General features: G+C 45.2%; 23 protein-coding genes. 6 read left to right on the top strand and 17 right to left on the bottom strand.

From position 1 onward, the window contains the following. Nucleotides 1-79: 79 nt before the first annotated feature. From FQV28_RS14435 to fdhD, 4 genes are all read right to left on the bottom strand, one after another. On the bottom strand, nt 80-1,447 hold the full coding sequence (locus tag FQV28_RS14435) for a 2-hydroxycarboxylate transporter family protein (protein WP_146497202.1): 1,368 nt from the start codon (nt 1,445-1,447) through the stop codon (nt 80-82). 112 nt (nt 1,448-1,559) lie between these two features. Further along, nucleotides 1,560-2,663, bottom strand: coding sequence for a tartrate dehydrogenase (locus tag FQV28_RS14430; protein ID WP_146497201.1), 1,104 nt, complete (start codon nt 2,661-2,663; stop codon nt 1,560-1,562). A 168-nt stretch (nt 2,664-2,831) separates the two neighbouring features. After that, nucleotides 2,832-3,503 carry a GntR family transcriptional regulator gene (locus FQV28_RS14425; protein ID WP_146497200.1) on the bottom strand — a complete coding sequence of 224 codons (672 nt, stop codon included), beginning with the start codon at nt 3,501-3,503 and terminating at the stop codon, nt 2,832-2,834. A 113-nt stretch (nt 3,504-3,616) separates the two neighbouring features. Beyond that, on the bottom strand, nt 3,617-4,453 hold the full coding sequence (fdhD, locus tag FQV28_RS14420; protein WP_146497350.1) for a formate dehydrogenase accessory sulfurtransferase FdhD: 837 nt from the start codon (nt 4,451-4,453) through the stop codon (nt 3,617-3,619). A gap of 176 nt (nt 4,454-4,629) precedes the next feature. On the opposite strand from fdhD, the gene fdhF reads away from it, so the two are divergent. After that, nucleotides 4,630-7,554: a formate dehydrogenase subunit alpha gene (fdhF, locus tag FQV28_RS14415; RefSeq protein WP_146497199.1), complete on the top strand. Its 2,925-nt coding sequence runs from the start codon at nt 4,630-4,632 to the stop codon at nt 7,552-7,554. Nucleotides 7,555-7,573: 19 nt separating this feature from the next. Continuing rightward, nucleotides 7,574-8,056 (top strand): helical membrane plugin domain-containing protein, encoded by a 483-nt coding sequence (locus FQV28_RS14410; RefSeq protein ID WP_146497198.1) that lies wholly within the window; start codon nt 7,574-7,576, stop codon nt 8,054-8,056. Between the two features lie 319 nt (nt 8,057-8,375). Here FQV28_RS14410 and FQV28_RS19280 read toward each other — a convergent pair whose 3' ends face one another. Further along, nucleotides 8,376-8,543 carry a hypothetical protein gene (locus tag FQV28_RS19280; protein WP_186763890.1) on the bottom strand — a complete coding sequence of 56 codons (168 nt, stop codon included), beginning with the start codon at nt 8,541-8,543 and terminating at the stop codon, nt 8,376-8,378. 175 nt (nt 8,544-8,718) lie between these two features. Here FQV28_RS19280 and FQV28_RS14405 point away from each other — a divergent pair, with 175 nt between their 5' ends. The 3 genes from FQV28_RS14405 to licT all read left to right on the top strand — a co-directional run bounded on the left by FQV28_RS14405 (nt 8,719) and on the right by licT (nt 10,937). Further along, nucleotides 8,719-9,372, top strand: coding sequence for a Bax inhibitor-1/YccA family protein (locus FQV28_RS14405; RefSeq protein WP_186763889.1), 654 nt, complete (start codon nt 8,719-8,721; stop codon nt 9,370-9,372). A gap of 53 nt (nt 9,373-9,425) precedes the next feature. Next, entirely contained in the window at nt 9,426-9,650 is a 225-nt protein-coding gene (locus FQV28_RS14400; RefSeq protein ID WP_146497196.1) for a hypothetical protein, read from the top strand. A gap of 456 nt (nt 9,651-10,106) precedes the next feature. Continuing rightward, entirely contained in the window at nt 10,107-10,937 is an 831-nt protein-coding gene (licT, locus tag FQV28_RS14395; protein ID WP_146497195.1) for a BglG family transcription antiterminator LicT, read from the top strand. 135 nt (nt 10,938-11,072) lie between these two features. On the opposite strand, the gene FQV28_RS14390 is transcribed toward licT, so the two are convergent. The 4 genes from FQV28_RS14390 to FQV28_RS14375 all read right to left on the bottom strand — a co-directional run bounded on the left by FQV28_RS14390 (nt 11,073) and on the right by FQV28_RS14375 (nt 16,992). Continuing rightward, entirely contained in the window at nt 11,073-11,933 is an 861-nt protein-coding gene (locus tag FQV28_RS14390; RefSeq protein WP_146497194.1) for a Cof-type HAD-IIB family hydrolase, read from the bottom strand. 72 nt (nt 11,934-12,005) lie between these two features. After that, nucleotides 12,006-13,487, bottom strand: a complete 1,482-nt coding sequence (locus FQV28_RS14385) for a glycoside hydrolase family 1 protein (protein WP_146497193.1) — start codon at nt 13,485-13,487, stop codon at nt 12,006-12,008. Nucleotides 13,488-13,940: 453 nt separating this feature from the next. Continuing rightward, on the bottom strand, nt 13,941-15,854 hold the full coding sequence (locus FQV28_RS14380; RefSeq protein WP_146497192.1) for a beta-glucoside-specific PTS transporter subunit IIABC: 1,914 nt from the start codon (nt 15,852-15,854) through the stop codon (nt 13,941-13,943). Between the two features lie 301 nt (nt 15,855-16,155). Continuing rightward, on the bottom strand, nt 16,156-16,992 hold the full coding sequence (locus FQV28_RS14375; RefSeq protein ID WP_146497191.1) for an HAD family hydrolase: 837 nt from the start codon (nt 16,990-16,992) through the stop codon (nt 16,156-16,158). A 439-nt stretch (nt 16,993-17,431) separates the two neighbouring features. On the opposite strand from FQV28_RS14375, the gene FQV28_RS14370 reads away from it, so the two are divergent. Further along, nucleotides 17,432-18,871: a glycoside hydrolase family 1 protein gene (locus FQV28_RS14370; RefSeq protein ID WP_146497190.1), complete on the top strand. Its 1,440-nt coding sequence runs from the start codon at nt 17,432-17,434 to the stop codon at nt 18,869-18,871. A 649-nt stretch (nt 18,872-19,520) separates the two neighbouring features. Here FQV28_RS14370 and FQV28_RS14365 read toward each other — a convergent pair. The 8 genes from FQV28_RS14365 to FQV28_RS14330 form a co-directional block, all read right to left on the bottom strand. Next, nucleotides 19,521-19,877 (bottom strand): helix-turn-helix domain-containing protein, encoded by a 357-nt coding sequence (locus tag FQV28_RS14365; RefSeq protein ID WP_146497189.1) that lies wholly within the window; start codon nt 19,875-19,877, stop codon nt 19,521-19,523. A gap of 126 nt (nt 19,878-20,003) precedes the next feature. Further along, nucleotides 20,004-21,293 carry a HupE/UreJ family protein gene (locus FQV28_RS14360; RefSeq protein WP_146497188.1) on the bottom strand — a complete coding sequence of 430 codons (1,290 nt, stop codon included), beginning with the start codon at nt 21,291-21,293 and terminating at the stop codon, nt 20,004-20,006. Next, on the bottom strand, nt 21,290-22,501 hold the full coding sequence (locus FQV28_RS14355) for a DUF3500 domain-containing protein (protein ID WP_146497187.1): 1,212 nt from the start codon (nt 22,499-22,501) through the stop codon (nt 21,290-21,292). Before FQV28_RS14355 ends, FQV28_RS14360 begins: the two co-directional genes overlap by 4 nt. Nucleotides 22,502-22,815: 314 nt before the next feature. Then, nucleotides 22,816-23,499, bottom strand: a complete 684-nt coding sequence (locus FQV28_RS14350) for a DUF4956 domain-containing protein (protein ID WP_146497186.1) — start codon at nt 23,497-23,499, stop codon at nt 22,816-22,818. Beyond that, nucleotides 23,480-23,572 carry a CRISPR-associated protein Cas5 gene (gene cas5, locus FQV28_RS19675; RefSeq protein ID WP_370455139.1) on the bottom strand — a complete coding sequence of 31 codons (93 nt, stop codon included), beginning with the start codon at nt 23,570-23,572 and terminating at the stop codon, nt 23,480-23,482. Before cas5 ends, FQV28_RS14350 begins: the two co-directional genes overlap by 20 nt. Next, nucleotides 23,545-24,243 (bottom strand): polyphosphate polymerase domain-containing protein, encoded by a 699-nt coding sequence (locus FQV28_RS14340; RefSeq protein WP_146497185.1) that lies wholly within the window; start codon nt 24,241-24,243, stop codon nt 23,545-23,547. The genes cas5 and FQV28_RS14340 overlap by 28 nt, the downstream gene beginning before the upstream one ends. Before the next feature lie 144 nt (nt 24,244-24,387). Further along, a complete protein-coding gene (locus FQV28_RS14335; RefSeq protein ID WP_370455137.1) occupies nt 24,388-25,635 on the bottom strand; it encodes a sensor histidine kinase in 1,248 nt (415 codons plus the stop codon). Nucleotides 25,636-25,669: 34 nt separating this feature from the next. After that, on the bottom strand, nt 25,670-26,356 hold the full coding sequence (locus FQV28_RS14330) for a response regulator transcription factor (protein ID WP_146497183.1): 687 nt from the start codon (nt 26,354-26,356) through the stop codon (nt 25,670-25,672). Nucleotides 26,357-26,454: the final 98 nt, after the last annotated feature.

Raw genomic sequence — 26,454 nt, 5'->3', positions numbered from 1 at the left:
CTGGCTAGCTAAAGTGATAGAAAAAGCCCAAACCTTAAAAAATAAGATTTGAGCTGCGGGTTTTATAAGTTTCATCAGCCTATAGCAATAACGGGGCTAATATCGACAAAATGATCAGCATCATCGCGCCGCCTATGCGGGAAGAAATCTGCAGGAACGGCATGAGGCCCATCCGCTCGCTTGCGCTCAATACCGCGACATCCCCTGAACCGCCCATGTCCGCCATGCCGAGGCCAGCAGAAATAGAAGATTCGACAAAATAGAACCCGACTAATGTTCCGATAAAACCAGCACCTAATGTAGCGAGCACCACCGTCAGAATCGTCAAAGTTATATAGCTTGGGTCTGTGACAATCCCTAATACACTATTGAAATCAATCATTCCGGCGCTTATGGTAACCAAAACAGCTGGAACCCATGCCATGGAGATGAAGTCGTACCAATCCTCCGAAGATTTCTCGATGCTTTCCGGCAATATTCTGAATAGCTTCAAAGCTGCTGCCCCCAAAATAATCCAGACATACGCATGAAGGCTTGGAACAAACGAGTTGACGATTTCACCAAAAATGAACAGCCCGGAAGCTATCAGCAAACCAACCGCCAAATTTCTTAATGACAACGGCAAGATGCTTTCTTTATGCTCCTTGGCCTTTTTCTCAGCACCCGGCTCTGTCGCTCTCAAGAGTTTGCCATTTCCTGTGAAGTTAGCGGAAAGCGGTTTTTTGCGTTTTCCTAACCCATTCAATCCACCAGCAATCAGAATACAAACCATATTGCCGACCATAACAGCCGGTGCAAGCTGCGCAAGGTAGCTGCCCGCATCTCCGCTGCCGTTTGCTGCATAAATCTCAGCCATAGGCACAGCCCCAGCGGCCATTCCTCCGCCCATGATCGGGCCTACGACAAAGAAAATGGTTTCCGAGAAGCCGAAGCCGATCAAGTGGCCGACCGCTCCGCCGATTAGAAGAGCAGCAAACACTCCGCCTAAAAGCGGCACGAAAAATCTTGGCCCTGTCTTCATCAGCATCTTCCGGTCCATACTTAAGATACTGCCGACGATCAAACCGGTTACAACCAGTTCAGCAAAGCCCCATTCGTTATAGAAATTATCCGCCAGCACTGCAAAACTTTCCGGGATCAATCCCCAATACAGAAATAAGGCCGGAATCAAAATGCAAAGGATAGGACCTCCGCCGAACGTTCCAAAGACCGGTATGCTGTTCCCGATCCACATCAGCAAACCGCCTAAAACCATGGTGACCGCCAGGCCGCTTACAATGTTCTCCGGCAGCAATTCCATATACATGCCGATCAATACGATTGCCGCAATCCCGAAAAATACAGGAGCCTCGATTCCTGAAATTTTTACGCCTTTTAACCCCAATCCCTTGCGCTTTTCACCTACATTGTTGATGCCGCTGATATCTTGGACATTGTTACTGCTCATTCTTTTCACCCCTATTCGTTTTATGCAAATCTTTAAGAAAGCGTTTACATTCTTTCAAAGAACAGCATGGTAGAACTTCTGCTCCTGCCATGCAATTCTCTAGATCCCGGTTTTATACTTTCGAGTAGCCGGTCGTTTCTTCGTCCGCATTCAACTTCCCTAAGTCCCTGATGCGTTTGATAATTTCGTCCGTCACTTCTTTAGTTGTATTTGTGCCGCCGATGTCCGGTGTCAAATAACCGTCCCTTGTTACGCTTTCCACTATATCCAGTAAAGCAGTTCCCAGTTCTTCTTCGCCAAAATGGTCGAGCATCATTTTCGCTGTCCAGATCTGGCCGATCGGGTTGGCGATTCCTTTGCCGAGGATATCAGGTGCTGACCCGTGCACCGGTTCGAACATGGAAGGGTATTTTCCGTTCACATTAATATTGGCTGCCGGGGCAATGCCGATACTTCCCATGATCGCCGCTCCAAGATCAGTTAAAATATCGCCAAACAAGTTGCTCGCAACCACTACATCAAACTTATCCGGATGTGTAACGAAAAATGCGGCAAGTGCATCGATATGCTGTGAATCGGTTGTGATATCCGGGTAGTCTTTCGAGACTTCTTTGAAAACCTTGTCCCAAAATGGCATTGAATAAATGATCCCATTCGATTTAGTGGCACTTGTTACATGCTTTCCGCGTTTAGCTGCCAGCTCGAAAGCGTAGCGCATTGCTCTTTCTGAAGCTTTTCTTGAAAAAATAGCATTTTGGATGGCTATTTCATCTTCATCTTTGTAGATATTTCCGCCGATGGAGCTGTATTCTCCTTCACTGTTTTCACGCACTACAATCAAGTCAAAATCTTTAGGATTGACCAACGGGGAGCGGACCCCGTCCATCAACTTTGCAGGCCGGATATTGATAACCTGTTCAAACTCACGGCGGATTTTTATCAATAGTCCCCATAAAGAGATATGATCGGGAACAAGCTGCAAATTCCCAACGGCGCCTAAGAAAATACTGTCGAAATCCTTCAACTGCTCCAAGCCGTCATCCGGCATCATCTGGCCATGCTCTAAATAATACTCACAGCTCCAAGGGAATTCGGTGAATTCAAATTTTATGCCTCCATGCACTTCTGCAAGCGCATTCAAAACTTCCGTTGCTGCTGGCACAACTTCTTTTCCTATTCCATCTCCCGGGATATTCGCGATTTGAAAAGTTTTCATATTAACCCACCTTTTTTGAATTTCGGTCTAATTTGGTCGACTGTATCCGGTCGACTAACTTCTAAACTGAATACTACAAGAAGCCCGAAAGAAAATCAATAGATTATTTTAAACTTTCTAACTATTTTTCAAACCAATAAAAAACACTGAGCAAAATTCCCAGTGCCTTTACTTTACGGTTTTATTTAGAACCTCGGTTAAATGATCCACGTCCAATTGCAAATGCCCGAGCATAGCTTGTGCAGCTTTCTCTTCATCTCTCTTTTTAATATGGCAGAAGATGTCGCGATGCTGTTTCAGTATATCTTCAGCCCGGTTTCCACCTTGAAAATTCATCACCCTAAAAAAGTACATTAAGGTTTTTAAGTCTTTTATCTGTTTTTTCAGCCGCTCGTTTTTCGTGAATTCAATGATCAAGTTATGAAAAGACGCGTTCAGGTCAATTATGGCCTTGTCCTCTTGGCCATTGTGGATTGCTTTTTCCGTTTCCAGCAGAAGCTCTTCTATCTCTTCTATCTCACTGTCGGTCGCTTTTTCTATCATCAACCTGACTGCAAATGATTCCAATGCTTTTCTGCAAAAATAAATTTCTTCCACATCTTTTAAAGTAGGTTCGTAGATGACCATTTTTGATTTGTCGTCCGTAACGATCAAGCCTTCTTGCACCAGCATTCGAATGGCTTCCCGAATCGGGCTTTTGCTTACATTGAATTCTTTTGCAAGCTGCGTTTCGACGATTCTTTCCCCCGGTTTGAATTTCCCTTCGAAAATCATCGCTTTGATCGAATGATAGAATTGTTCATAGTACGGAACGGGTTTTTCAATCATAAAACCATTCATAATTTCACCTTTTTCTGTAAATTGCGAGTAAGTTCTTCTAGTTCAGTTTAAACTAATTCACCGCTTATTGCTTTAAAATGGAACTTCCGACGTTTTGCCTTAGGGTTCCGTTGTTAAATTTCCTGTTTTGAAGACGGCAGATTCGAGTTTCCGCCAGCTTTCCCTGCCACAAGCCGCTCGGGATGCGTATAAAGGTTGAACGACTCGCCGCGGATAAAGCCGACAGCCGTAATGCCGAGCTCCTCGGCAAGTTCAAGGGCGAGTTCGGTCGGTGCGGATTTCGAGAGGATGATTTCGCAGCCGATTTTTGCGACTTTCAGCAAGATTTCAGACGAGATGCGGCCGCTGAAGACGATGACTTTGTCACGGACAGGAATCTCATTTCTCAGGCAGTGGCCGTAGATCTTATCGAGCGCATTGTGCCGGCCGATGTCGACGCGCGACAGGAAAAAGCCGTCCGTGCTGCAAAGCGCCGCGTTATGGACGCCGCCGGTTTTGCGGAACGTCTCGGCGCTCACATCCATCTGCCGCATCAGCGCGAAACAGTCTTCCGGTGTGAGTTTGACCCGCGCCTCCTTCATCGTCTTCGCGGTGATGGCGTCGTGGGCGAAGACGAAGCCCTGTCGGCTCATGCCGCAGCACGAGGACACGAAGCGCTTGTTCTGTAATTGCTCATAGAACGGATAGACTTTTTCGGCTGTGATATGGACGATTCCCGCCTTTTCGTCCAGTCGGATTTCCTTGATGTCCTGATGGTTCGGGATGATGCCTTCAGATGCTAGAAACCCGACCGCCATATCTTCAATCCATTCCGGCGTGCAGACGATGGTGATGAATTCGCGGCCGTTGATGTGGATGGTGATTGGCTCTTCGACGACGACCCGGTCTTCTTTTTCGGTGAATGCCCCGTTTGCGTAGCGCATGACGGTGCGTATAGTGTGCTGTTCCATCGGCAAATTCACGCTCCTTCGGAAAATCACCTTTATTTTTTGATAATTCCATGAATTTATCACAAGGTTCTGTTAAATTGATTATAATACTACCACACAATGCGGGTATATAAGAATCGTCAGCCGCCGTTTTGGCGGATATCCCGCGATTTACGTGACTAAAAGGAGGTAATGGCATGCCGATCATCATCAACGGTTCATCTTTTAACTTTGAACCCGGCCAGACGATTCTCCAAGTCGTCAACGCGAATAATATCACCCACCCACAGATCTGCTATATGCCTGAAGTCGACCCGATCCAGACGTGCGATACATGCATCGCGGAAGTGGACGGCCAATTGATGCGCACCTGTTCGACCAAAGCCGCGGACGGAATGAGCGTTCAGCTCGGATCGACCCGTGCGAAAGCGGCACAGACCGAAGCCATGGACCGCATTCTCGAGAACCACCTGCTTTACTGCACGGTGTGCGACAACAACAACGGTAACTGCAAGGTACATAATACCGTTGACATGATGGAGATCGAACACCAGAAATACCCGTTCGAGCCGAAATGCTCGACCGATGCGGTGGATTTCACCAACCCGTTCTACCGCTACGACCCGAACCAGTGCATCGCCTGCGGCCAGTGCGTCGAAGCCTGCCAGAACCTACAGGTAAATGAAACCTTGACGATGGACTGGGAACGCGACCGGCCGATCGTACTTTGGGACGGCGGCGCGAAGATCAACGACTCCTCATGCGTCAGCTGCGGCCATTGCGTCACGGTCTGCCCGTGCAACGCCCTTATGGAAAACACCATGCTCGGCGAAGCCGGCTTTATGACGAGCCTGAAACCGGAAATCCTTAATCCGATGATCGACCTTGTGAAAGACGTCGAACCGGGCTACAGCGGGATTCTGGCGATTTCGGACGCCGAAGCGGCGATGCGCCACACCCGCATGAAAAAGACCAAAACGGTCTGCACATTCTGCGGCGTCGGCTGTTCGTTCGAAGTATGGACGAAAGACCGCGAGATCCTCAAGATCCAGCCGGTATCCGATGCGCCGGCAAATCAGATTTCCACTTGCGTCAAAGGAAAATTCGGCTGGGATTTCGTCAACAGCGACAAGCGCATCACCACTCCGCTCATCCGGCAAGGCGATGAATTCGTCGAGGCCTCTTGGGAAGAAGCGCTCGACCTCGTCGCGTCCAAACTCGGCGGCTACAAGCGCGATTACGGAAAAGATGCCATCGGCGTCATTTCCTCGTCGAAAATCACCAACGAAGACAATTACGTGCTCCAGAAAATTGCACGCCAAGTGTTCGAGACGAACAACATCGACAACTGTTCGCGCTATTGCCAGTCACCGGCAACGGACGGACTGTTCCGTACGGTCGGCATGGGCGGAGACGCCGGTTCGATCAAGGATATCGCGAAAGCCGGCCTCGTCATCATAGTCGGCGCCAACCCGGCGGAAGGCCATCCGGTACTCGCGACCCGCATCAAACGGGCGCACAAGTTGCACGGTCAAAAACTCATCGTCGCCGATTTGCGCCGCAACGAAATGGCGGAGCGCTCGGATCTTTTCATCAGCCCGAAACAAGGCACCGATCAGGTATGGCTGATGGCCGTGACGAAATACATGATCGACAACGATCTGCACGACGAGGCGTTCATCCGCGAAAACGTCAACTTCTATGAGGAATTTAAAGAAGTGCTCGAGAGATACACGCTTGACTACGCCGAAAGAGAAACCGGCATTCCGCAGGAAACCTTGGTCGAGATTGCGCACGCCATCCACGAAGCGGACGGCACGTGCATCCTGTGGGGCATGGGCGTTACGCAAAACACCGGCGGTTCGGATACGTCCGCAGCGATTTCAAACTTGCTGCTGGTGACAGGCAACTACCGCCGTCCGGGCGCCGGCGCTTACCCGCTCCGCGGCCACAACAACGTGCAAGGTGCCTGCGACATGGGCTCATTGCCAGGATGGCTGCCGGGCTATCAGCATGTAACCGACGACGCGGCCCGCGAAAAGTTCGAGCGCGCTTATGGCGTCAAGATCGATTCCAAACCAGGATATGACAACGTCACGATGCTTCGCGCGATCGATGCCGGCAAGATGAAGGCGATGTACCTGGTCGGCGAAGACATGGCTCTCGTCGATTCCAACTCCAACCACGTCGACGAAGTGCTGTCGAAACTGGACTTCTTTGTTGTCCAGGACGTCTTCTTCTCGAGGACGGCCCAGTATGCCGATGTAATTTTGCCGGCTGCCCCGTCGCTTGAAAAAGACGGCACGTTCACCAACACCGAACGCCGCGTCCAGCGTTTGTACAAGGCTCTGCCGGAACTCGGCGACTCGAAGCCCGACTGGTGGATCACCCAGGAAATAGCCAACCGCTTGGGCGCCGGCTGGAACTACAGCCATCCAAGCGACATCTTCGATGAAATGGCAAGTTTGTCGCCGATCTTCTCCCAGGCGAACTATGACGTATTGGAAGGCTGGAACAGTTTCCAATGGGGCAGCCTTGATGGATCGCACACGCCGGTCCTTTACCTTGACGGCTTTAACTTTGAGGACAAGAAAGCGCGTTTCTCGCTGTTTGAATGGGTTCAGCCAGCGGTGTTCCCTGAAGAGTATGACCTGCACATCAACAACGGAAGGCTGCTTGAGCAGTTCCATGAAGGCAACCTGTCCGATAAATCGCGCGGCATCCATCAAAAAATGCCGCAAACCTTCGTCGAAGTATCGCCGGACCTGGCCAAAGCGCGCGGCGTTGAAGATGGCTCGCTGGTACGGCTCATCTCCCCTTATGGCGCACTGAAAGTGCCGGCGTTCGTCACGGACCGTGTGAAAGGCAATGAGCTGTTCATGCCGATGCACTCGACCAACAAGGAAACGGCCATCAACTTCCTGACGGGCCCTGCCGTTGATCGGGTGACCAACACACCGGCCTTTAAGCAGACGAAAGTACGCCTTGAACTGCTCGAGAAAAAAGGCAAAAGCCCGATATCAAAATCAAATCCGCGCGGCAAAAAGCGCACGCCGACACGGGGCATTGAAGTCGAACGGAAATGGCAGCGCCCGGGCTATGTGCCGCTGACCGATCAATGAGGAAGGAATGTGATATGTCATGGCAACGCCAATCAAGCAGATCAACAAGCGGCAGCTGACGCCAGAGGAAGAAAAAGAGAAAAAACTGGGCGAACTCGAGACCTTGCTCGTCCAGCAGGACCAGGCACTCAATAAAATACTGGAGATCACTGGCGAATTGAACGACGCTGGCATACTCGACGCGGTGCGGGCGATGGTCAAAGCACGTGAGAATTTGACCGGCATCGCCGTCCACCAGGCTTCCCGGGAACCGGTCACCAACCTCATCAACAACGCGATGAAAGCGGCGGCCGTTGTCACCACCATCGATCCGAACACGACGGCCCGCATCATGGACAGCGTCAAAGGCGGACTCGACGAAGCGGAACTGCACCGGGACAACCCGAAAAAAGTTGGCGTTTTCGGCCTTGTGAAAGCGCTTCGCGACCCGGATATCAACCGCTCTATAAAATTCGGGCTCAATTTCCTGAAAGGCATGGGGCGCGAGCTCGGCCGAAAATAAGTTTACAGCCATTACAAACAAAGCCGCTTCTACATTGAGTAGAAGCGGCTTTCAGACTGTCGGGAAATTTTTATTAGCTTTTTTTCATTTCGCTCCAGGCGGGCGCTTTCCGCGGACACGGCCTCAGCCGCTTCCTCCGCTTCGCTCCGTCCAGGGTCTTTGGCTCGTGCTAGCCCCGCTGAAGTCGCCGCCTTCCGCTTCATTCAAAAGCTTACTCAAACCGGAGAGTTCTCCTGGTATTTGATAAGAATATACCTTTTCCATATCCCAGCAGAAAGTCTTCAGGAAAAAGTTGATGAATTCGTTTTATACCTGTCTTTTAGCTATGGAGCAAAACAACGGAGAAAACATGTGCTCCTGTCTCTGCATCGCTTCGCTGCTTCATCGCAAAGCGATCGGCCGAATGCCGTTCAGCCGATGCTTCCCTGCCAGATAGTACAGCTTTTGGCGGAATAGCAACGAGGACATTTCCAGATCCATTCATCATATGGATTATTCAACAACCTGAAAGCCGCTTCTACATTGAGTAGAAGCGGCTTTTTTTTGAGGAACCGGCTGGATTTCAGTTTCTCCTTTTCATATATCCTAAAAAAATTTCGAATCAGTGAATCCAAACAAGTCTATGGACGTATACTTTATATAGACAAAAGGAGGAAATGTACATGTATTCGCACTATGAACTAGAAAAAGAGATGCCGAATAACGAAATGCTGAAAAGCGTCTTGAGCTTCTTTTCGGTGCTATGGGTAATATCCGGAATCGGCGTTATCGCAGGGCAATTCGTGCCGCCGGCGCTGATGCTGCCATTGATGGTTGTTGAGGTAATTCTTCTGATTTCCATGATCTTCATCCGCAAGGCAAAAAAAGCGGGCAGAACATTTGCGATGGTATTTGCTTTGATCAGCGGCGTGACGCTTTATCCCGTACTGACTTACTACGTAGGCAGCTTGGGCGGAGAAATCGTCCTCGCGGTATTCGTGTCAACGGCAGTTGTTTTTGCCGCCTATGGCCTGGTCGGCTACCGGATGAACAAAAACCTGGTCGGCTGGTCGAGCTATCTGTTTGTTGCGTTGATCGCATTTTTTGTGATTTCGCTCTTCGGTTTCTTCGTTCCGTTCTCAAGCGGCTTTGCGATGATCCTTTCGATGGCAGGTGTGTTGCTGTTCTCGCTCTACACGATCTATGACTTCAACCGCATCCGGCACCAGCCGATGTCGGAACAGGATGTGCCGTTCGTGGCCATCGGCTTGTACCTGGATTTCCTGAACCTGTTCTTGAACATCTTGCGCCTTACATCGTTTTTAACGAGAGACTGATGATTACAGCTCCTTTTTAGGGGCTGTTTTTTTAGAAAAAAGGGGGATTTGCATTGCAGTTGGTCTTATCAATTATTTTGTCGGTCATATTAGGTTACCTATTGCTTATGACGGGGCCGTTGGTCGGCGGCTTACTCGCTTTTGGCATTATTGCAGGCACCTTGTTTCGGGGGCTGTATCTTCTAAGCGACATCCAGAAAAGGTTATCGAAAGATATATCAAAGCTAAGTAAGGCACAACAGGCTAGAGAAAATCATTTGGCACAGAGAGAGCATTAATTTTTGCAGTTCTTAATCATTTTACTAAGAATGATTAATTTTGATTTATGGTCTGCTTTATTTTCATTCTTTACCAGGTTAAATTATATACTGATTAAACGGAAATTGTGACGCTCCGTTAATACGGATAAAAGATTCAGATGGCAGAAGAACGTCATCGCAACCAATAGATAGGACTGCTAAAAGCAAAGTTTCTAGAATAATCGAGAAATAAAATACTAATCCGAAATCTCAGGATTTCGGATTTTTTGTTTAAGAAAAGCAATGCATGAAAGCGTTGACAAACCCTTAAAACCAAGTCTATACTAGGTCTAAATTAATAGACTGAAAATAGGATTGTTACTGGTCATGCAGGCAAAACCTAAGTCGCTAAAAGGTTAAAATCGTTTTGATTTTATCTCCTTTAGTGCGGCTTGGGTTTTTTTATTGGACAGAGGAATGATGGGGGGCGAAGCCATGAGAATAGCCAAGGTTATTAATAACAATGTAATTAGCGTGCTGCAGTCGGATGGTTCAGAGCTGGTTATAATGGGGAAAGGTCTTGCTTTTCAAAAGAAGACGGGTGAAGAAGTGGATCAGGCAAAAATCCAGAAAGTGTTTGCTTTGAAAAATAAAGAAACCTCTGATAACTTCAAGATGCTTCTTCGGGAAGTGCCTGTCGAATTGATGGTGGTGGTTGAAGATATCATTACCTATGCGAAAAATACATTAGGCAAGAAATTGAATGAAAATATATATGTTTCATTGACAGACCATATCAATTTCGCGCTGGAGCGGCTGCGCGACGGAATCGAGATCAAGAACGCCTTGTTGTGGGAAGTAAAGCAGCTTTACAAGGAAGAATTTTTAGTCGGTGTTAAAGCAGTCGAATATATAAATGAAAAATTCAAAGTTTCTTTGTCTGAAGATGAAGCAGGTTTTATCGCCATCCATTTGATCAATGCAGAGATGAATGAAGACGTGTCAAACACATTGAATATTACGAAATTCATCCATCAGATCATCACAATCGTCAAATACCATTTCAAAGTTGAGTTTGAAGAAGACTCCTTGAATTACATGCGCTTTATCACCCATCTGAAGTTTTTCGCTCAGCGCATTTTCAAAGGGACGCATTACGAAAGCACGGATGATTCCTTATATAATATGGTCAAGGAAAAGCACAAAGACGCTGCGAGATGTACTGAAAAAATCAAGGAATACATTAAGAAAGAATACGGCCATGAATTGACCAACGAAGAAATGCTTTATTTGACTATCCATATTGAACGGGTTGTAAAAAGATGAACCAGACGTTAACAAATTGAAAACCCATATTAAAATGCCCTTGAAAACAGCTGACTTATCGCTATTTTCAAGGGCATTTTTATCAGTTCGCCAGTCTATTATCTCTTCCGCTGGATCAAGCTGGATTAGAGATATTTATTTAATTAATACATATTTGTTTATGGCGTGAGCTACGCCGTTTTCATCATTTGAATAGGTAACGGTATCACAGATTTCTTTCACCTTTGGCTCGGCATTTCCCATGGCCACTGAAAGCCCCGCCATTTCAAACATGGGAATATCGTTGAAGTTATCGCCAATGGCCATTGTATCTTTCAACGAAATGCCGTAATGTTCAGCCATTCTTTTTAACGCACTTCCCTTGTTTCCGTTCTTGTCCATCACTTCAATATTTAGAGGATGCGAAGAAGTGAAACCGATCGTGCCAATCTTCTCCAAATAAGCAGCCAATGATGTTTTGACGCTGTTATTCAATGTCAGCACGAAGAATTTTTGAATGGTTAAATCTTTCTTGTGGAGCAATTCGCTATAGTGACTAAAAAAGTTGATAAGGCTGGATTTTTGCGGCTGTTCCGTAATCCATTTATAAACTTTATCTGGAATGCCTTGGACTTGGATCTGCTCTTTTTCCATAGCACTTTCCACACGTTCCGACCAATCTTGGGGCATGTAAATTCCGTCATTCGTGTAAATCCGATACGGCACTCTATCAGCATCTAATTTTTCTGCAATCTCTATGATATCTTCCCGGTTCATCGACACACTTTTCAAGAGATGCCCTTGGGCTTGCACAACCGATCCGTTGCTTCCAGCCAACGGAATCGAAAAATCGTATTTTGTAAGAATCTGCTGAATATCTTCGGGTGCGCGGCCAGAGCAGATCATGACAATATTCCCCCGGCTCTGCGCTTCCCGCATCGCCTCGAGGTTTTCGTTCGTGATTTCCATTTCCGGGGATAGCAACGTGCCATCCAAATCAATAGCAATGAGTTTCATACCTTATCTCCTCTTCCAATAAAATTGAGATACATTTAAAGTGCCTTACTCAAGTGAGTAAGGCACTTTTCATCAGTTTACTTCGTTTAAACTTTTCTGATGCAATTCTTCGCCGTTAGTGGCAATTACATTTTTATACCAGTCAAATGACTTTTTCTTTTTCCTCTCCAGCGTGCCATTGCCGTAATCGTCTTGGTCGACATAAATGAATCCGTAACGCTTCGACATTTCCGATGTACTGGCCGAAATCAAATCGATACAGCCCCAGCTCGTATAACCCATTAGATCAACGCCGTCCTCGATGGCTTCTCCCATTTGTTCGATATGCGAACGAAGATAATCAATGCGGTAATCATCGTTGATCGACCCATCTTCTTCCACAACATCATATGCCCCTAAGCCGTTTTCCACGATAAACAACGGCACTTGGTAGCGGTCATATAATTTCTTCAAGGTGATGCGCAAGCCTTTCGGGTCAATCTGCCAACCCCAGTCGGAAGCTTCCAAATAAGGGTTTTTGATGCCAAGAGAAAAGTTTCCTTTCTCTTTTGCTTTATCCGGATTGCCGCTTGCCACCATTGTCATGTAGTAGCTGAATGACAAGAAGTCGACAGTGTGCTGAAGCAGGATTTCTTCATCGCCCGGAAGCATTTGAATTTCGACGTTATTTTCTTCAAAGTATCGGTTCATAAAGCTTGGGTAATAGCCGCGCACTTGGACATCTGTGAAGAATAAGTTTTTTTGATCTTCATCAAGAGCTGCCAGTACATCGTCCGGGCTGCATGTTTCTGGATAAACTTCCATGCGGGCCAACATACAGCCGATTTGTGAACCCGGAATGATCTCGTGGCATGCTTTTACTGCTCTTGCGCTTGCCACAAACTGATGATGCAGCGCTTGGTATACCGCTTGTTCTTTATTTTCGACATCGTCAATCAAAATGCCGCTGCCGATATAAGGAGAAAACATAGAGATATTAATTTCATTGAAAGTCAGCCAGTATTTCACTTTATCTTTATAGCGATTGAATACTGTTTCCGCATAATGGACGAAAAAGTCGACCAGGCGGCGGTCGGTCCAGCCATTGTATTTTTGGACCAAATGAAGCGGCATTTCATAATGCGATAAGGTTACCAACGGTTCAATACCGTATTTCTGCAATTCGTCAAATACCCGATCGTAGAAAGCCAGCCCTTCTTCATTCGGCGTCTGCTCATCACCGTTCGGGAAAATACGCGGCCATGAAATCGACAAACGGAACGTTTTAAAGCCCATTTCCGCAAAAAGGGCGATATCCTCTTTGTAGCGATGATAAAAATCGATTCCGCGGCGTTTCGGAAAGTTGGTTTTTCCTTCCTGTGCCAACAGCTCGTTTAGTTCCGCTTCGCTTTTTACATCCATTTCGATGTCGTTTCCGCGCTCTTCCTTTGGAACAAAAGAAACCATATCGAAAATCGACAGCCCTTTTCCACCAGCATCAAATGCGCCTTCTAATTGGTTGGCAGCTGTTGCGCCGCCCCACAAAAACCCTTTTGGAAATTTAGTAGATGTCATGATCTGAGCTCCTTTTCCTATTATGTATAGAAGAAAAACGGAATTCCGTTTTTCTTCTTGTGTTAATTGAACAAAAGAATTAATAAATTGAAGAAGAGATAAAGAAATCGCTCCAGGCGGACGCTTTCCGCGGGCACGGCTTCAGCCGCTTCCCTTGCTCCTGCGATTACTCGTCGCAAAGACAAAGACCTTCGCTCCGCTCAGTCCAGGGTCTTCAGCTCGTGCTGCTTCGTCGCAACGCTTTTTCATGTCTCGAAGCTAGCGTAGCGATGCAGAGACAGGAGCACATCTTTGCCCTTCGCCGCCCTCCGCTCTTTCTTCTAGTATTCTTCACTAGTAAAAGAAGCAAACGAGCTAGGCTTCGCGCTCGTCCGCGGCAAGCCTAGCTGGTTTACGGAATATCCATTATTTTTATAAACAATCATTCTAATTTTTATATTTATAAAACCTACATTAAACTTCCAATGAAATGAGCGGTTCGCCCCACTTGATCTTTTTGTCTGTTGTTGTATGGACGCTGGTATAATTTTCAGTGTCTGTGATGACAACAGGTGTTGTCACTTCATATCCTGCTTTTTTGATTGCTTCGATATCAAATTCGATCAATAACTGGCCTTTTTCTACTTGAACGCCTTGCTCAACATGGGCAGTGAAGTGCTTGCCGTTGAGCTGGACCGTATTCATGCCGATGTGGATCAAAATTTCCGCGCCGCTGTCTGCTGTAATGCCGACTGCGTGTTTTGTTGAAAACAATGCTGTTACGGTTCCGGAAACCGGCGCAAACAATTTTCCTTCTGTCGGCTCGATCGCCACGCCTTTGCCCAGTGCACCTGATGAAAATGCAGCATCCTCTAATTCCGAAAGCGATTTTACTACTCCCTGCATTGGGCTTGCCACGATTTGATTTCCTACAAGCAATGCTTCGTCTTTTTGAACGACTACTTTTGGAGATGGAGCATCAGCTGCTGTTTTCACTTTGCTCATGCCAAACAGGTATGTCAGCACAAAACCAAGAATAAAGGCTACTGCAATTGAGACTAAAACTGCCCAGAAAGCGAAATTCAAGCCTTCAGTAGGGTGGATGTAAGTCGGGATTCCAAAGATTCCAAGGCCGCCGACCATGAATAAACTTGATTTGGCAAATCCAAGAATCGCACCGCCTACAGCGCCGCCAATACAGCTCATAATGAATGGTTTTTTCAACGGAAGCGTAATTCCGTAAATTGCCGGTTCTGTAACACCGAAAATCCCTGAGATGAATGCTGGAACGCTAAGTGTTTTCAATTTCTGATCTTTAATCTTTAAGTAGACTGCAAGAACGGCACCAATTTGTGCAAAAGAAGCCGCAAACATCATCCCTAGAATAGGATCCGAGCCTTGAACCGCCAAGTTGTTGATTGCGATTGGCACAAGGCCCCAGTGCAAACCGAAGATAACAAAGACTTGCCACAGTCCGCCGATAAACAAGCCGGCAATGATTGGGCTTAAGTTAAAGATGAACATAGTTCCCTGGCCAAGCAGCTGGCCCGCCCAAGTTGCAATCGGTCCAATTAGCAGAAATGTAACCGGTACAACTACAAGCAATGTAGCAAACGGTACAACAAATGCTTTTACAACATCAGGAACCACTTTTTTGAAGCCATTTTCTACTTTAGCTGCAAAAAATGCAGCAAGAATGATTGGTATAACAGATGACGCATAACTCATTAAGATAACAGGAATACCTAAAAATGTGATGAAAACCGGTGATTCAAAAATCGTACCGCTAAACAGCGTATAAAGTGGTTCGCCAGCCGTTACACCGGAAAGTGCCGGATAAACAAGTGCTGCACCGATGGCCATCCCGATAAATGGACTGCCGCCGAATTTTTTGATTGCTGTATAGCCAAGGAAAATAGGGAAAAAGTAAAACAGTGAATCGCCGATTGCATTTAAAATCTGATATGTACCAGAAGTTGTATCAAGCCATCCAAGCGCTACAAACAGTGCATTTAATCCTTTGATCATCCCGGTTGCAGCAAGCACACCCAGGATCGGCGTGAAAATGCTGGAGATGACATCGATAAATCGGTTGAACATGTTTGTGTCGCTTGAATCTTCTTCTACCGCCGCGTTTGATGAAAAGCCGCCTACTTCTACAACTGCTTTGTATACATCCGGCACTTGATTGCCGATAACCACTTGATACTGTCCGGCACTTTTCATAACCGTTACAACATCATCCATATCTTTCAATACTTCTGTATTCGCCTTGCTTTCGTCTTTCAATTTAAAGCGAAGACGGGTAATACAATGCACCACGCTGTTGATGTTCTCACGGCCACCAACATTCTCAATAATCTCTTTTGCCAACTTCTCGTACTTCATCTTTTCCACCCCCGTATTAGTCAACAATTCTTTTTTAGAAACAAAAAAACCTAAATCATACAACGACAGAGAAAGAGCTCTGTAACGTTCTATGATTTAGGTTTTGCCTGCTTCACCAGTAACAACCCTAAAGGGATTGATATGTAGTTGATAGGCTTAAATATATCAGCGTGAAATCCGGATGTCAACGCTTACATTGCAGAAATTTTAAATTTTTATATATAACCATAAACGTTTTTATTGGTTTTAAAGGTTCTTAACGGCAACTTAATAGCCCACCTATCCGGTAAGTAGGGGCAATTCAGATCAGCTCATATTTTTTGAAGCTATTGAAAATGCCATCTTCATCATGCGACTCCGTAATGTCATCGGCCGCCTTCTTTACCGCTTCTTTTGCATTGCCCATGGCAATTCCGTATTGAACAAATTGAAGCATTTCGATATCGTTTACCCCGTCGCCATAGGCATACGTATTTTCCTTCGCTAAATCCAAATGTTCAATCAATTTTTCAATAGCTGTTGCTTTGTGGATTCCAAGAACTGATAATTCGCCGCTATTTTCACCAAACGCCGGGACGGTGCTGGGGATAATCATAAATTTCGATTGGAATTCCTGTTTTATGACTTCAAAAGGCAAATCTGACCCTAAAAAAGAAATCTTATTTATATCTTCTCTGACCAACTCTTGCCCCTCTTTTAAAAGATCATGAAAAGGCTTTATCCCTTTTTCAATTTCTTCTTTCGCTTCGGGTTTTTCACTTGCCATTTTTTCTATAATGGCAAGAATATGCTTTTTACAATTTCCACTAGCAAACAGTCCATCGTTTGACTCCAAATAAAAATCGACTCCATGCCCGTTAAAGAATTCCACAAGATGGCGAACATCCTCTTTTTTTACCGTTTCATGCAACAATACGTCGTCACCCATTTCGATATAGCCGCCTGCTGCACCAATGATGCCATCAAAGCCCACTTCCAGTATTTCCGGAAACAATTCGGATTTAGATCGTCCGGTGCAGATAAAAACAAGATGGCCATTCTCTCTGGCTTTTTGAACACTCACTTTGGCTGAAGGTGGAATTACACCGTTCTCATTAACCAGTGTTCCATCAATATCCATGAAAATAATTTTCTGCATAGGTGCACCTGCTTTCTTTTTGATCACTATCTCGAATTTATCTTAAGTACACGTTCCTTTTGCTTTTCGCAGTTTACGCGCAGTAATTTCCCCTCTCTGCAAACTGCTGTATGTCTGCTCCTTCCAAGTTTTTCAAACTCTTCCGTTACGAAACGACGTTACCAAAAAAAAGAACCAAATGCAATATGCTTTATTTTCGGCATAAAAACTTTGTTTGCGAAGCCCAAATGCTCATAGAAAAATTCCTTCGAATTTCTTGCCTAATCAAAAAAGCGGTGTTACAGTTAATGCAATTGAATATTATAGGGTTGTTACTGGTTATGCAGGCAAAACCTAAATCGCGTAAACTACGGGACGAGTATGTCTTCCTTACGTGATTTAGGTTTTTTTATTGCCCGCGTGAAAGCGCAACCATAATACATAAGTGGAGGGTTTATCAATGACAAAAACATATCAATTCCCCGAGAATTTCCTGTGGGGCGGCGCTACAGCTGCCAACCAATTAGAAGGAGCGCATCTTGAAGGCGGCAAAGGAATGAACCTTGCAGACGTTATGCCTGGCGGGAAAATCCGTTTCAAACTGATCACTCAGCCTGGATTCGATTTTGAAATTGACAAAGAAAAGTATACATATCCAAACCATGACGCCATCGATTTTTACCACCGTTACGCTGAAGACATCGCGTTGTTTGCAGAGATGGGTTTTAAAACGTTCCGTCTTTCCATTGCTTGGTCACGCATTTTCCCGAACGGCGACGAACTTGAGCCGAACGAAGAAGGCCTTGCATTCTATGACCGTGTATTCGATGAGTGTTTAAAGCATGGAATGGAACCGCTTGTAACGATTTCCCATTATGAAATGCCTTTGTACTTGATCAAAGAGTACGGCGGCTGGAGAAGCCGTGAAGTCATCGGTTTCTTCGAGCGCTATGCCACAACTTTATTCAACCGCTATAAGAACAAAGTGAAATATTGGTTGACGTTCAATGAAATCAACGGCGCAACACATATGCCGATTTTCGGTCTTGGCTTCTCCCCTGCTACTGAAGAGGTCCGTTTGCAGGAAAGCTTCCAAGGACTGCACTACCAATTTGTAGCGAGCAGCTTGGCAGTGAAAGCTTGCCACGAAATCATTCCCGGTTCCCAAATCGGCTGTATGCTGATCTATGCTCCCGTTTATGCATATGATTCCAATCCAGAAAACGTATTACATGCAATGAAGGAAGAGCAGATCTTCAACTATATTTGCGGAGATGTACAAGTGCGCGGCGAATACCCTGCCTTCACAAAACGCTATTTCAAGGAAAACGGCATCGAACTTGAAATGCAAGAAGGCGATTTGGAAACGATCAAACAACATCCAGTTGACTTTATTTCTTTCAGCTACTATATGTCCCGTACGGAAAAGAAAGAGAAAACACCAGAAGATGTAGCAGAAGGAAACATCATGTCAGGCATGAAAAACCCATTCTTAAAAGCAAGTGACTGGGGATGGGAAATCGACCCTACCGGCTTACAAATTGCGTTGAATCAATTATATGACCGTTATCGCGTGCCTTTATTCATCGTGGAAAACGGGCTTGGTGCGTACGATACGGTAGAAGAAGATGGGAGCATCAATGACGATTACCGCATCAACTATCTTCGCGGTCATATTGAAGCGATGGGTGAAGCGGTCGAAGACGGTGTGGAACTGATGGGTTACACGCCTTGGGGCTGCATCGATCTAGTAAGTGCCTCTACTGGTGAAATGTCCAAGCGTTATGGCTTCATCTATGTAGACAAGCACGACGACGGAAGCGGTACCCTTGAGCGCAAAAAGAAGAAGTCTTTCGACTGGTACAAAAATGTCATCACTACTAACGGGAAAGAACTGTAATAGATAAAAAACTAGCATCGGGCCAGTAAATGGGGCCGAAAAATTCTGGAAGCTGATAGCGGAAAAAATCAAAGAAGCGATTGCTTCATATGAGAAGCAAAACATAAATAGCCGTCCTCAGAATCGATTGATTCCACTGGGGACGGCTATTTTACATTTGGCCGAGTATAAATTGCATGGTTTTGACGAAAAGCATTTCGGATTCTATCCTCAGTAACTTCCATAAACTTTTCTTTAGCAAATGACACTAGTCGATTGAAGCCTAGACTCAATGTTAAATAGCTTTCGGTTTATTGATTGTTTATATGTTGTTCATATGAGCAATTTTGAACTGCTCTGCTGCTGGCGGTTGGCCGCGGTTCTTACAATTTTTCTAGAAATTCAGCAGAAGCAACTACAGAAACAAAAACTTATCTAGAAGAGCTTTTCGCCGAAAAATGCTTGTTGTCTATCAGACAAAAGGCTATGAAATCCCATACAGTCTGTCTAACGCCTGCTTTATAGCAGCGAAAATCCGTAGTTTGGACATATTGATTCCGCTGTTCACAGCTAGTCGGGCTAAGCATTTGTCTTTGTGAAAGAAAAAGTCTGCAGCCTACAAAAAAAGCCCCTCCTCTGGAAAAGGATGAGCCTTTTTAAGTTTTAGCAATTACGAATTCGGGATTCCATAATTACTCATACGGCGTTTTACTTGAATGAAAGTTGCGGCTTCAGCAATTTCATCTTGGGTAAGCGGCTGATCGCCTAACATAAAATTATGGTCGTTTAAGATACTAGGGTTTTGAAGATCCAAATTGATTGTTTCTTTGCTTCGATCCAGTAAACTATCAAGAGTTACTTCAAAATAATCAGCTAGTTTAACAAGATGTGCTATAGATACTTGTTTCTTTCCACTTTCATAAGCCGATAGGGTACTTTTAGCAACGCCTATTTTTTCTGCTAATTCTTCCGCAGAGAGGCTATGTGATTCTCTTAACTCTTTGACTCTTATATACAGTCGTTCCATTTTTTGACCTCCTTAATGCTAGAAACAGCTTTCAAAGTCGAAAAACAATTTCGATTCTATCACTTTTTCATTCGCTTCTAGCTTCTCAATAGCGGCTGTTTGCCAAATCACACCTAATCATTGCCTTCAGCTAAATGAATATTGCTTCTTTCTCAATCTCTTTAAAGCTGAACTTACAATAGCAAGTACTGCAAGTACTCCAACAACCCACCCTACGTTTTGCGCAAGTGCGTTAACAATGGCATCTACGGGGGTGCTTACAGCGAAGGCGCGGTCAAGAATCCAGCCGATAGAGGCAGCGATCGCGAATAACGCCCCGGCTATTCTCACTGGCGCATAACTCTTTGTACCGCTCAGTACAAGCAACCATGGCATGATCAGTAAAATCACGATTATCTGCATCAGTTCAATCCCGATATTAAAGCCTAATACACTCCATATGATTCGCATCGGTGTCACGCCTAACTCAGTCACTAAGGTCGCGAATGCCAATCCGTGCACCAAACCGAAACCTCCAGCCACAAATACTTCACGGCCTGCAAAAATCGGACGGATTGCATGAATTGCCGAGACTAAAATAGAGACAGCTATGAGAACTTCAATCGGCTGGCTTGGAACAGCCAACCAGCCAGTGGCTCCGATGATCAAGGTGATGGAGTGGCCAATAGTAAACGCCAGCGTAATTTTCAAAAGCTGCTTTATGCTGGATTTAATGCCAGCCGACCGCTCCCATCTTTTTCCTTTCACTGCTAGTGGCGCAGGCAAAAGTAATGCAAGAAGGAAGAGCAAATGATCCACACCTTCTGCAATATGGGCCATGCCTGATTGAACAATGCTGATAAAACCTGTCCACGTATTGCCCGCTGACTGATCGACTTGCACTGTCGTATTGCCTTCAATAACAGTCGCAATAATTTCAGGGCTGCTTGTGTAAATGGCATTGTTCCAGTCACTTCTGACAGCAACCGTTATGGTATGCGTGACAAGCTCCCTGACTACTGCATCATAGTTCAAAGCAAAGGAATCGACAGCTGCTCCTGCCGGAGGTGTAAGCGTAAGCTGAGCAGACAAGTCAATCGGATCCGTTTCTGTATCCGGATACAAAAGGGACATTTCATCAACCGTCACAGTCCATTGTTCTGCTTCAGGCGTTTCGGCGCTGATATGGCTTGTGATATAAGTGACAAGCTCATCATGATAGGTCTCGATGGCTTGCTCGGGATCCTCGTACAAATTCTTTTCCATTGCGATTTCCAATCGATCCAGCGGGATAATCAGCTCTGCTCCCACTTCATCTTCCAAGAAATCCAAATATACAAGTGAAGAAGGCATGGAATGAGCAGATGTTGATGAAGGTGCTATGAGCAGCACCGCCATCAATAAGCTCATGGCTATAACTGTGATTTGTTTAATCATTGCGAACTAAACTCCCCGCCATAATCGGCTAGTTTATCTCTCCATATTGTATGGAAGTGTACATCATCAAAAACGATTCCTCCTTGTACTGCAAACTCGATCCATACTCTCGGTCCATCTATTCTTATATAGGAGCCCTGGTCTTCTGAACTTGTAGAACCGGACCAAGCGATATACGTCTCCGCCCATGCATCTTCAGCATAATAAGCTTCTAAAAGCGCTTCCCGGTCTTCTTCATTGACATCTGAAACCCATGCTTCGATGGCTTCCTTCACCAATTCCTGCTGCTCTTCACTTAATGAAGAGACAAGAGTTCCTTCGCTTTCTGCAGGGAAGTTTCCATCATTTCCAGGACCCACAAGAACATCATCAAATTTATCTGTAATTTCTGCCTCAGCTAATTGATCCTCACTCAATGAATCTAGCATCGTGTAGATTGCGCTTTTATGCACAGCCATCGGTTCAACTGTTTCCCCATCAGCCGTCTCAAATGATTGTGGTTCTGTCCCAACAAAGAAAGGTGTGGCACCCGTTTGTTCAGCATTGAATGTGAAGTTATTGGCATAATGGTGGCCGCCTACCTGAAGAATCCAAGTGGAAGAATCTGACACTTCTCCTAATAAGGACACATAATACAAATCAGCATCATAGCCGCTATCCGATTCTCCCAATTCTTCTTCCGCTTCTAAATTCATGACCAGCTGTTCATACCCTTCTTCACCTAAAGCGGTGTAAAATAAGGCTTTCGCTGCTTTCAGGCTTTCTTCTGAAAGACTGCCAAGAAGGATTCCATTCCGCTGCACCATATTTACCGGGAAGTTCGACCAAACCGCTGCATTTTCAGCAGTCAGATCGTATTGAATGGTTTCTACTTGCTCGTCAGATAATGTCGCCAAAAACGCTTGTGCTAGTTTAGTCGCTTGTTCGTCCACGGAAGCACCCTCAGCTGAAACGGAAACTTCTTCATCCAATGTTGCAGCCACGTCTGTCACAATACTTTCCGTATCCACAGTAGCAGAGCCCATGCCCCCTCCTCCACTTGGCGGACCATCGGGCATTTTAGTGGCACTTTCTGCGCTTTCTGTTTCTGTGCTTTCCGCTTGTTCGTTTACACTTGATGTTTGGCTCTCTTCTTCAGTCCCGCAGCCTGTTAAAGCCGTTGCAATTGATGTTGCCAGTACAAATCCCAGTAGTATATTCTTCTTCATTTTTTCTTCCTCCAATGTATAGTTTTGTGAACCACTTCGTTCACGGTGCCCAGTTATGACCTTTGATACACTTTTTCCATTTTTTCTTCTGCATTCCCAGAAGCAACTTTACTTCTTCGCCTGGTATAAGGTAACTATAGTGAGCGAAGCTTAAAAGAAGCTTAAAAATTGTTATTCCTCTCTTTTATTCCGTTTAAATTACTCCATCGTCCCTTTCCATTAAACGTAAACTGCAAGTTATAAAAATATAGTTGGATAATTTGCGATAAAAAAAGCGTTCACTCACCGGCAATGGTGAATGAACGCTCCTTTGATCAAGCTGTGAAATTGCCATCATAGCTCAGCATAACTGCCGATTTAACTCCGGCCATTTCTGAAATGCGGGAAATGAAATTCATATCCGAATCTTTGACGCGCACTTCATAAGTCACTTCATAATCGAAGCCTTGGGCAACGGATTTCGATTTGACCAGATGTTTCCGGACACTTGAAGAAATAAGGTGTTCCAATGACTTCTCAATGGCATTATCTTCGTATTTAACAATCAATAAATAAGGATTCTCGATTTTAATCTTGTTGATGAAGACAATCAGCACCAGTCCGATCAACAGCGACCCGAGAATGGCCAGTAAAACAAATCCGGCGCCGCACAAGATGCCTGAAACGATTGTCCAGAAAAGGTAGACCAGGTCCATAGGATCTTTGATCGGTGTTCTGAACCGGACAATAGACAGGGCCCCGACCATCCCCAGCGATAGCAGCACATTGGTTGAAATCCCTATGATGATTAGCGCAGTGGCCATCGACATGACGATTAAAGAAATATTGAAACTATGCGAATAAATGACACCTGAGAAGGTTTTCTTGTAGATCATATAGATGAACAACCCGATGGCAAACGCTACCCCCAAGCCGATCAATGAATCGACAAGCGAGAAACTGCCAGTTGTCTCCAAAAAGTTGGATTTGAAAATATCACTAAAATTTACACTTTCCATTACTAATTCCTCCAATAATAGTTTGATAGCCTGGCAATGGGTATGTTACCCGTACATCCGGCTGATTTGGTATTTTGAATAAGCGCCTGCGCGCAAATCGCTGACTTGCAGCAATTGCTTGATGACATTCGGCAAAAATTCATCGTATTTCACTTCCAGCAGGACAACATCCGGTTCCGTGTCCACCATCGGGATATCCGGATTCAGGACATCGTTATTTCGGAGGCTCGTCCGAATCGAACTGTCGAACGTCACCCGGACATTGCCGTATTTATAGATGAACACCTCCCGTTCATAATCGACGACAGTGACGGGCCGCAGCTGGAACATTGCCATTTGCCAATAGAGGTCTTGCATCAGCGGCCTTGCATCATTCTCCATCCAAGCAATGTCGCCAAAACGGATCTTTTCATATTCTTCAGCTGTAATGCTGCATTTCTGCTTGTACGTAAGGTTATTGCGCTTGCTTTTTTTCTCCAAGTTCAGAAAGTCCGTGTTGTTGTCGTAAAGCCGGACCCTGAATTTGTCGCGCTCGAACAATCCCTCTTTTTTCTGGTTCATCACTTTGTTGTCAAAGTTGTCGAAATAGACGCTGCGGATTGAATACGTGCCGTTTGCTTTTGCATGAGGATCTATCTCCATATAATGTTTCAATTTATTCCTCAGCAGGTAACAATCCATTTTTGTCATTTCGTGCTTCAATTCTCTCCGGCCTTGTACGCCATTCAAACACAATGCCTTCATCTTTCTTCACTCCTTTGCTCTGCTTCAACAAACCGTATTCTTGTGGTGTTAAGCTCTTGAAACCTATTATTGAGCGCTAACCTTAAACAAACCTTAAAAGTTTTATAAAAATAATAAAAAAAGAGATCACAGGATTGTGATCTCTTACTGGGGCAATTTCACTTTGAAAGTTGTTCCTTGTTTCTTGTTTGGCACAGCACTGATTGTTCCGGAATGGCTGGCGACGATCCACTGGGCGATTGACAGGCCAAGTCCCATGCCGCCGGTTTCCCGGGAACGTGCCTTGTCCTCGCGATAAAAGCGGTCAAAGATGTGCGGAATATTTTCTTCTTTGATGCCGACACCCGTATCGCTGACTTCGATGACCACTTTCTGATCCTCTAAATAAGTTTTGACTCCGACGCTATCCCTTTCCTCTGTGTATTTCAAGGCATTATCAAGCAAGATGACCAAAAGCTGATGAATGCGGCTTTCATCCGCTTCCATATTTACATTGGAATTGAGATCGAGCCATAGGTACTTGTCTTGGGACTCTGCAATTTCCTTGTAAGGGGCAGTCGTTTTATCGATAAAAGAATCAACCGGTATGGTTTGCTTGGATAACTGCATTTCAGCGGAATCCGCCCTTGCCAAGGTCAAGAGGTCGGAAGTCAATTTCGATAAGCGCCTTGTTTCCGACAAGCTAAGCGCAATATTTTCAAATTTGTTCATGATTTTTTCTTGGGGTGCCATCAACATTAATTCCAATTTATTTTGAATGATGGTTAATGGCGTGCGCAGTTCATGAGAAGCATTTTCGACAAATTCCGCTTGTTTGTTCCACGATTGAATGATGGGTTTCATCATTTTCTTTGATAGGTAGTAACTTGCCGAAATCGACAAGATAATGAAAATCAGCGAGCAGACGATCAGCAGCCTTCCAAAGTTTTCTATAATTGTTTGTTCGGGATCGATATTCACCAGGAGCTGCGTATAGGCAACTTCATCGGATGGATTTTCATCCTCGAAAAGCAAATACCTGAATGTGTATGTTTCATCAAATGTACTATTAGTAAAGGTATTCAGATTTTCAGTGTCTACTGTATAGTCCTGAAAGTAATTTTCATATAGTAAAGTTCCGATTTGGGCCTCATTGACGATTTCCCCATTTTCGTTCCAATCGAGTACGATAATCCGAGGATTTGGATCGGGCCCTCTGAAATCAGGAGAATCCCGCTGCTCTTCCCCTTTTGGCGGAATCCCCTCTTCCCCCAAAGGATCTTCAGCAATCATTTCTTTGAAGTTTAACATTTCCTCGTCGGTTTTAGAAAATAAGGTACCCTGTACTTGGTTGAAGATAATAAACCCAAAAATCGCGAAAATAACTGTGAACGCCAAAAGATTCAATACCATAAATCGGAGCTGCTGCTTCCTGAAAACGGACTTTCTATTCATTCGCCCCACCGTTTTCTGACAGCATGTAGCCGAGCCCCCGGAAGGTCTTGATGTAGGAGTCGTAATTGAATTTTTTTAAGCTTTTCCTGAGATTGCTGGCATATACCTCCACCACAGTGGTCGAAGTATCCGACTCGAACCCCCAGATCCGGTCGAAAATCTGTTCTTTCGTTAATATAATATTCTTATTGTTCAACAGGTACTCAAGGAGATCAAACTGCTTTCCGTTCAGTTTGACGGGTTCTTCCCCAATAAAAGCAGTCTTGTTTTTGATATTCAGTTTCAAGTCTTTGAAGGTCAGCATGCTTTCCTTCAACTCCCCGCCTGACCGACGGACAATCGCCTCCAGCCGCAGGAGCAGCTCCTCCCGGTGGAACGGCTTGACCAAATAATCATCGGCGCCGGCTTTGAATCCTTGGATCTTGTCGCTGATGCCGTCTTTTGCCGTCAGCATGATCACGGGAGTCGAATTCTCCCCTGCCCTTAATTCACTTAATACTTCATAGCCATTCATGCCGGGCATCATAATATCGAGAATGATGCAGTCAAAAATGTTTTGCTCCGCCAAGAACAAGCCTTCCTCCCCATCAAAAGCCTGGTGCGTCTCGAACATTTCCTGTGTTGTTTCCTTAATAGTATTGGAAAGATGCCGATCATCTTCTATGATTAACAGTTTCATTTGCAAGGCTCCTTTGCATCGATTGGTGAAATAGCAATAATAGACTTGATTATAGGGTGAAATAAAATAAAAGCAAATTGTTTTTTTCTTTTAAGGTT

The organism is Planomicrobium sp. CPCC 101079, from assembly GCF_007859275.1.
Taxonomy (GTDB): Bacteria; Bacillota; Bacilli; order Bacillales_A; family Planococcaceae; genus Planococcus.
The sequence above is the reverse complement of the archived record's forward strand: the minus strand, read 5'-3'. Positions and strand labels throughout refer to the sequence as shown.

Bases quoted from the DNA above. Each gene is read 5' to 3' on its own strand.
- FQV28_RS14365 (WP_146497189.1), bottom strand. From the start codon at position 19,877: ATGGAACGACTGTATATAAGAGTCAAAGAGTTAAGAGAATCACATAGC.
- FQV28_RS19280 (WP_186763890.1), bottom strand. From the start codon at position 8,543: ATGATGAATGGATCTGGAAATGTCCTCGTTGCTATTCCGCCAAAAGCT.
- FQV28_RS14385 (WP_146497193.1), bottom strand. From the start codon at position 13,487: ATGACATCTACTAAATTTCCAAAAGGGTTTTTGTGGGGCGGCGCAACA.
- FQV28_RS14350 (WP_146497186.1), bottom strand. From the start codon at position 23,499: ATGGAAAGTGTAAATTTTAGTGATATTTTCAAATCCAACTTTTTGGAG.
- FQV28_RS14405 (WP_186763889.1), top strand. From the start codon at position 8,719: ATGTATTCGCACTATGAACTAGAAAAAGAGATGCCGAATAACGAAATG.
- FQV28_RS14340 (WP_146497185.1), bottom strand. From the start codon at position 24,243: ATGAAGGCATTGTGTTTGAATGGCGTACAAGGCCGGAGAGAATTGAAG.
- FQV28_RS14360 (WP_146497188.1), bottom strand. From the start codon at position 21,293: ATGATTAAACAAATCACAGTTATAGCCATGAGCTTATTGATGGCGGTG.
- FQV28_RS14375 (WP_146497191.1), bottom strand. From the start codon at position 16,992: ATGCAGAAAATTATTTTCATGGATATTGATGGAACACTGGTTAATGAG.
- FQV28_RS14435 (WP_146497202.1), bottom strand. From the start codon at position 1,447: ATGAGCAGTAACAATGTCCAAGATATCAGCGGCATCAACAATGTAGGT.
- FQV28_RS14390 (WP_146497194.1), bottom strand. From the start codon at position 11,933: ATGAAACTCATTGCTATTGATTTGGATGGCACGTTGCTATCCCCGGAA.
- FQV28_RS14330 (WP_146497183.1), bottom strand. From the start codon at position 26,356: ATGAAACTGTTAATCATAGAAGATGATCGGCATCTTTCCAATACTATT.
- FQV28_RS14335 (WP_370455137.1), bottom strand. From the start codon at position 25,635: ATGGTATTGAATCTTTTGGCGTTCACAGTTATTTTCGCGATTTTTGGG.
- licT (WP_146497195.1), top strand. From the start codon at position 10,107: ATGAGAATAGCCAAGGTTATTAATAACAATGTAATTAGCGTGCTGCAG.
- FQV28_RS14380 (WP_146497192.1), bottom strand. From the start codon at position 15,854: ATGAAGTACGAGAAGTTGGCAAAAGAGATTATTGAGAATGTTGGTGGC.
- fdhD (WP_146497350.1), bottom strand. From the start codon at position 4,453: ATGGAACAGCACACTATACGCACCGTCATGCGCTACGCAAACGGGGCA.
- FQV28_RS14370 (WP_146497190.1), top strand. From the start codon at position 17,432: ATGACAAAAACATATCAATTCCCCGAGAATTTCCTGTGGGGCGGCGCT.
- FQV28_RS14355 (WP_146497187.1), bottom strand. From the start codon at position 22,501: ATGAAGAAGAATATACTACTGGGATTTGTACTGGCAACATCAATTGCA.
- fdhF (WP_146497199.1), top strand. From the start codon at position 4,630: ATGCCGATCATCATCAACGGTTCATCTTTTAACTTTGAACCCGGCCAG.
- FQV28_RS14425 (WP_146497200.1), bottom strand. From the start codon at position 3,503: ATGAATGGTTTTATGATTGAAAAACCCGTTCCGTACTATGAACAATTC.
- FQV28_RS14410 (WP_146497198.1), top strand. From the start codon at position 7,574: ATGGCAACGCCAATCAAGCAGATCAACAAGCGGCAGCTGACGCCAGAG.
- FQV28_RS14430 (WP_146497201.1), bottom strand. From the start codon at position 2,663: ATGAAAACTTTTCAAATCGCGAATATCCCGGGAGATGGAATAGGAAAA.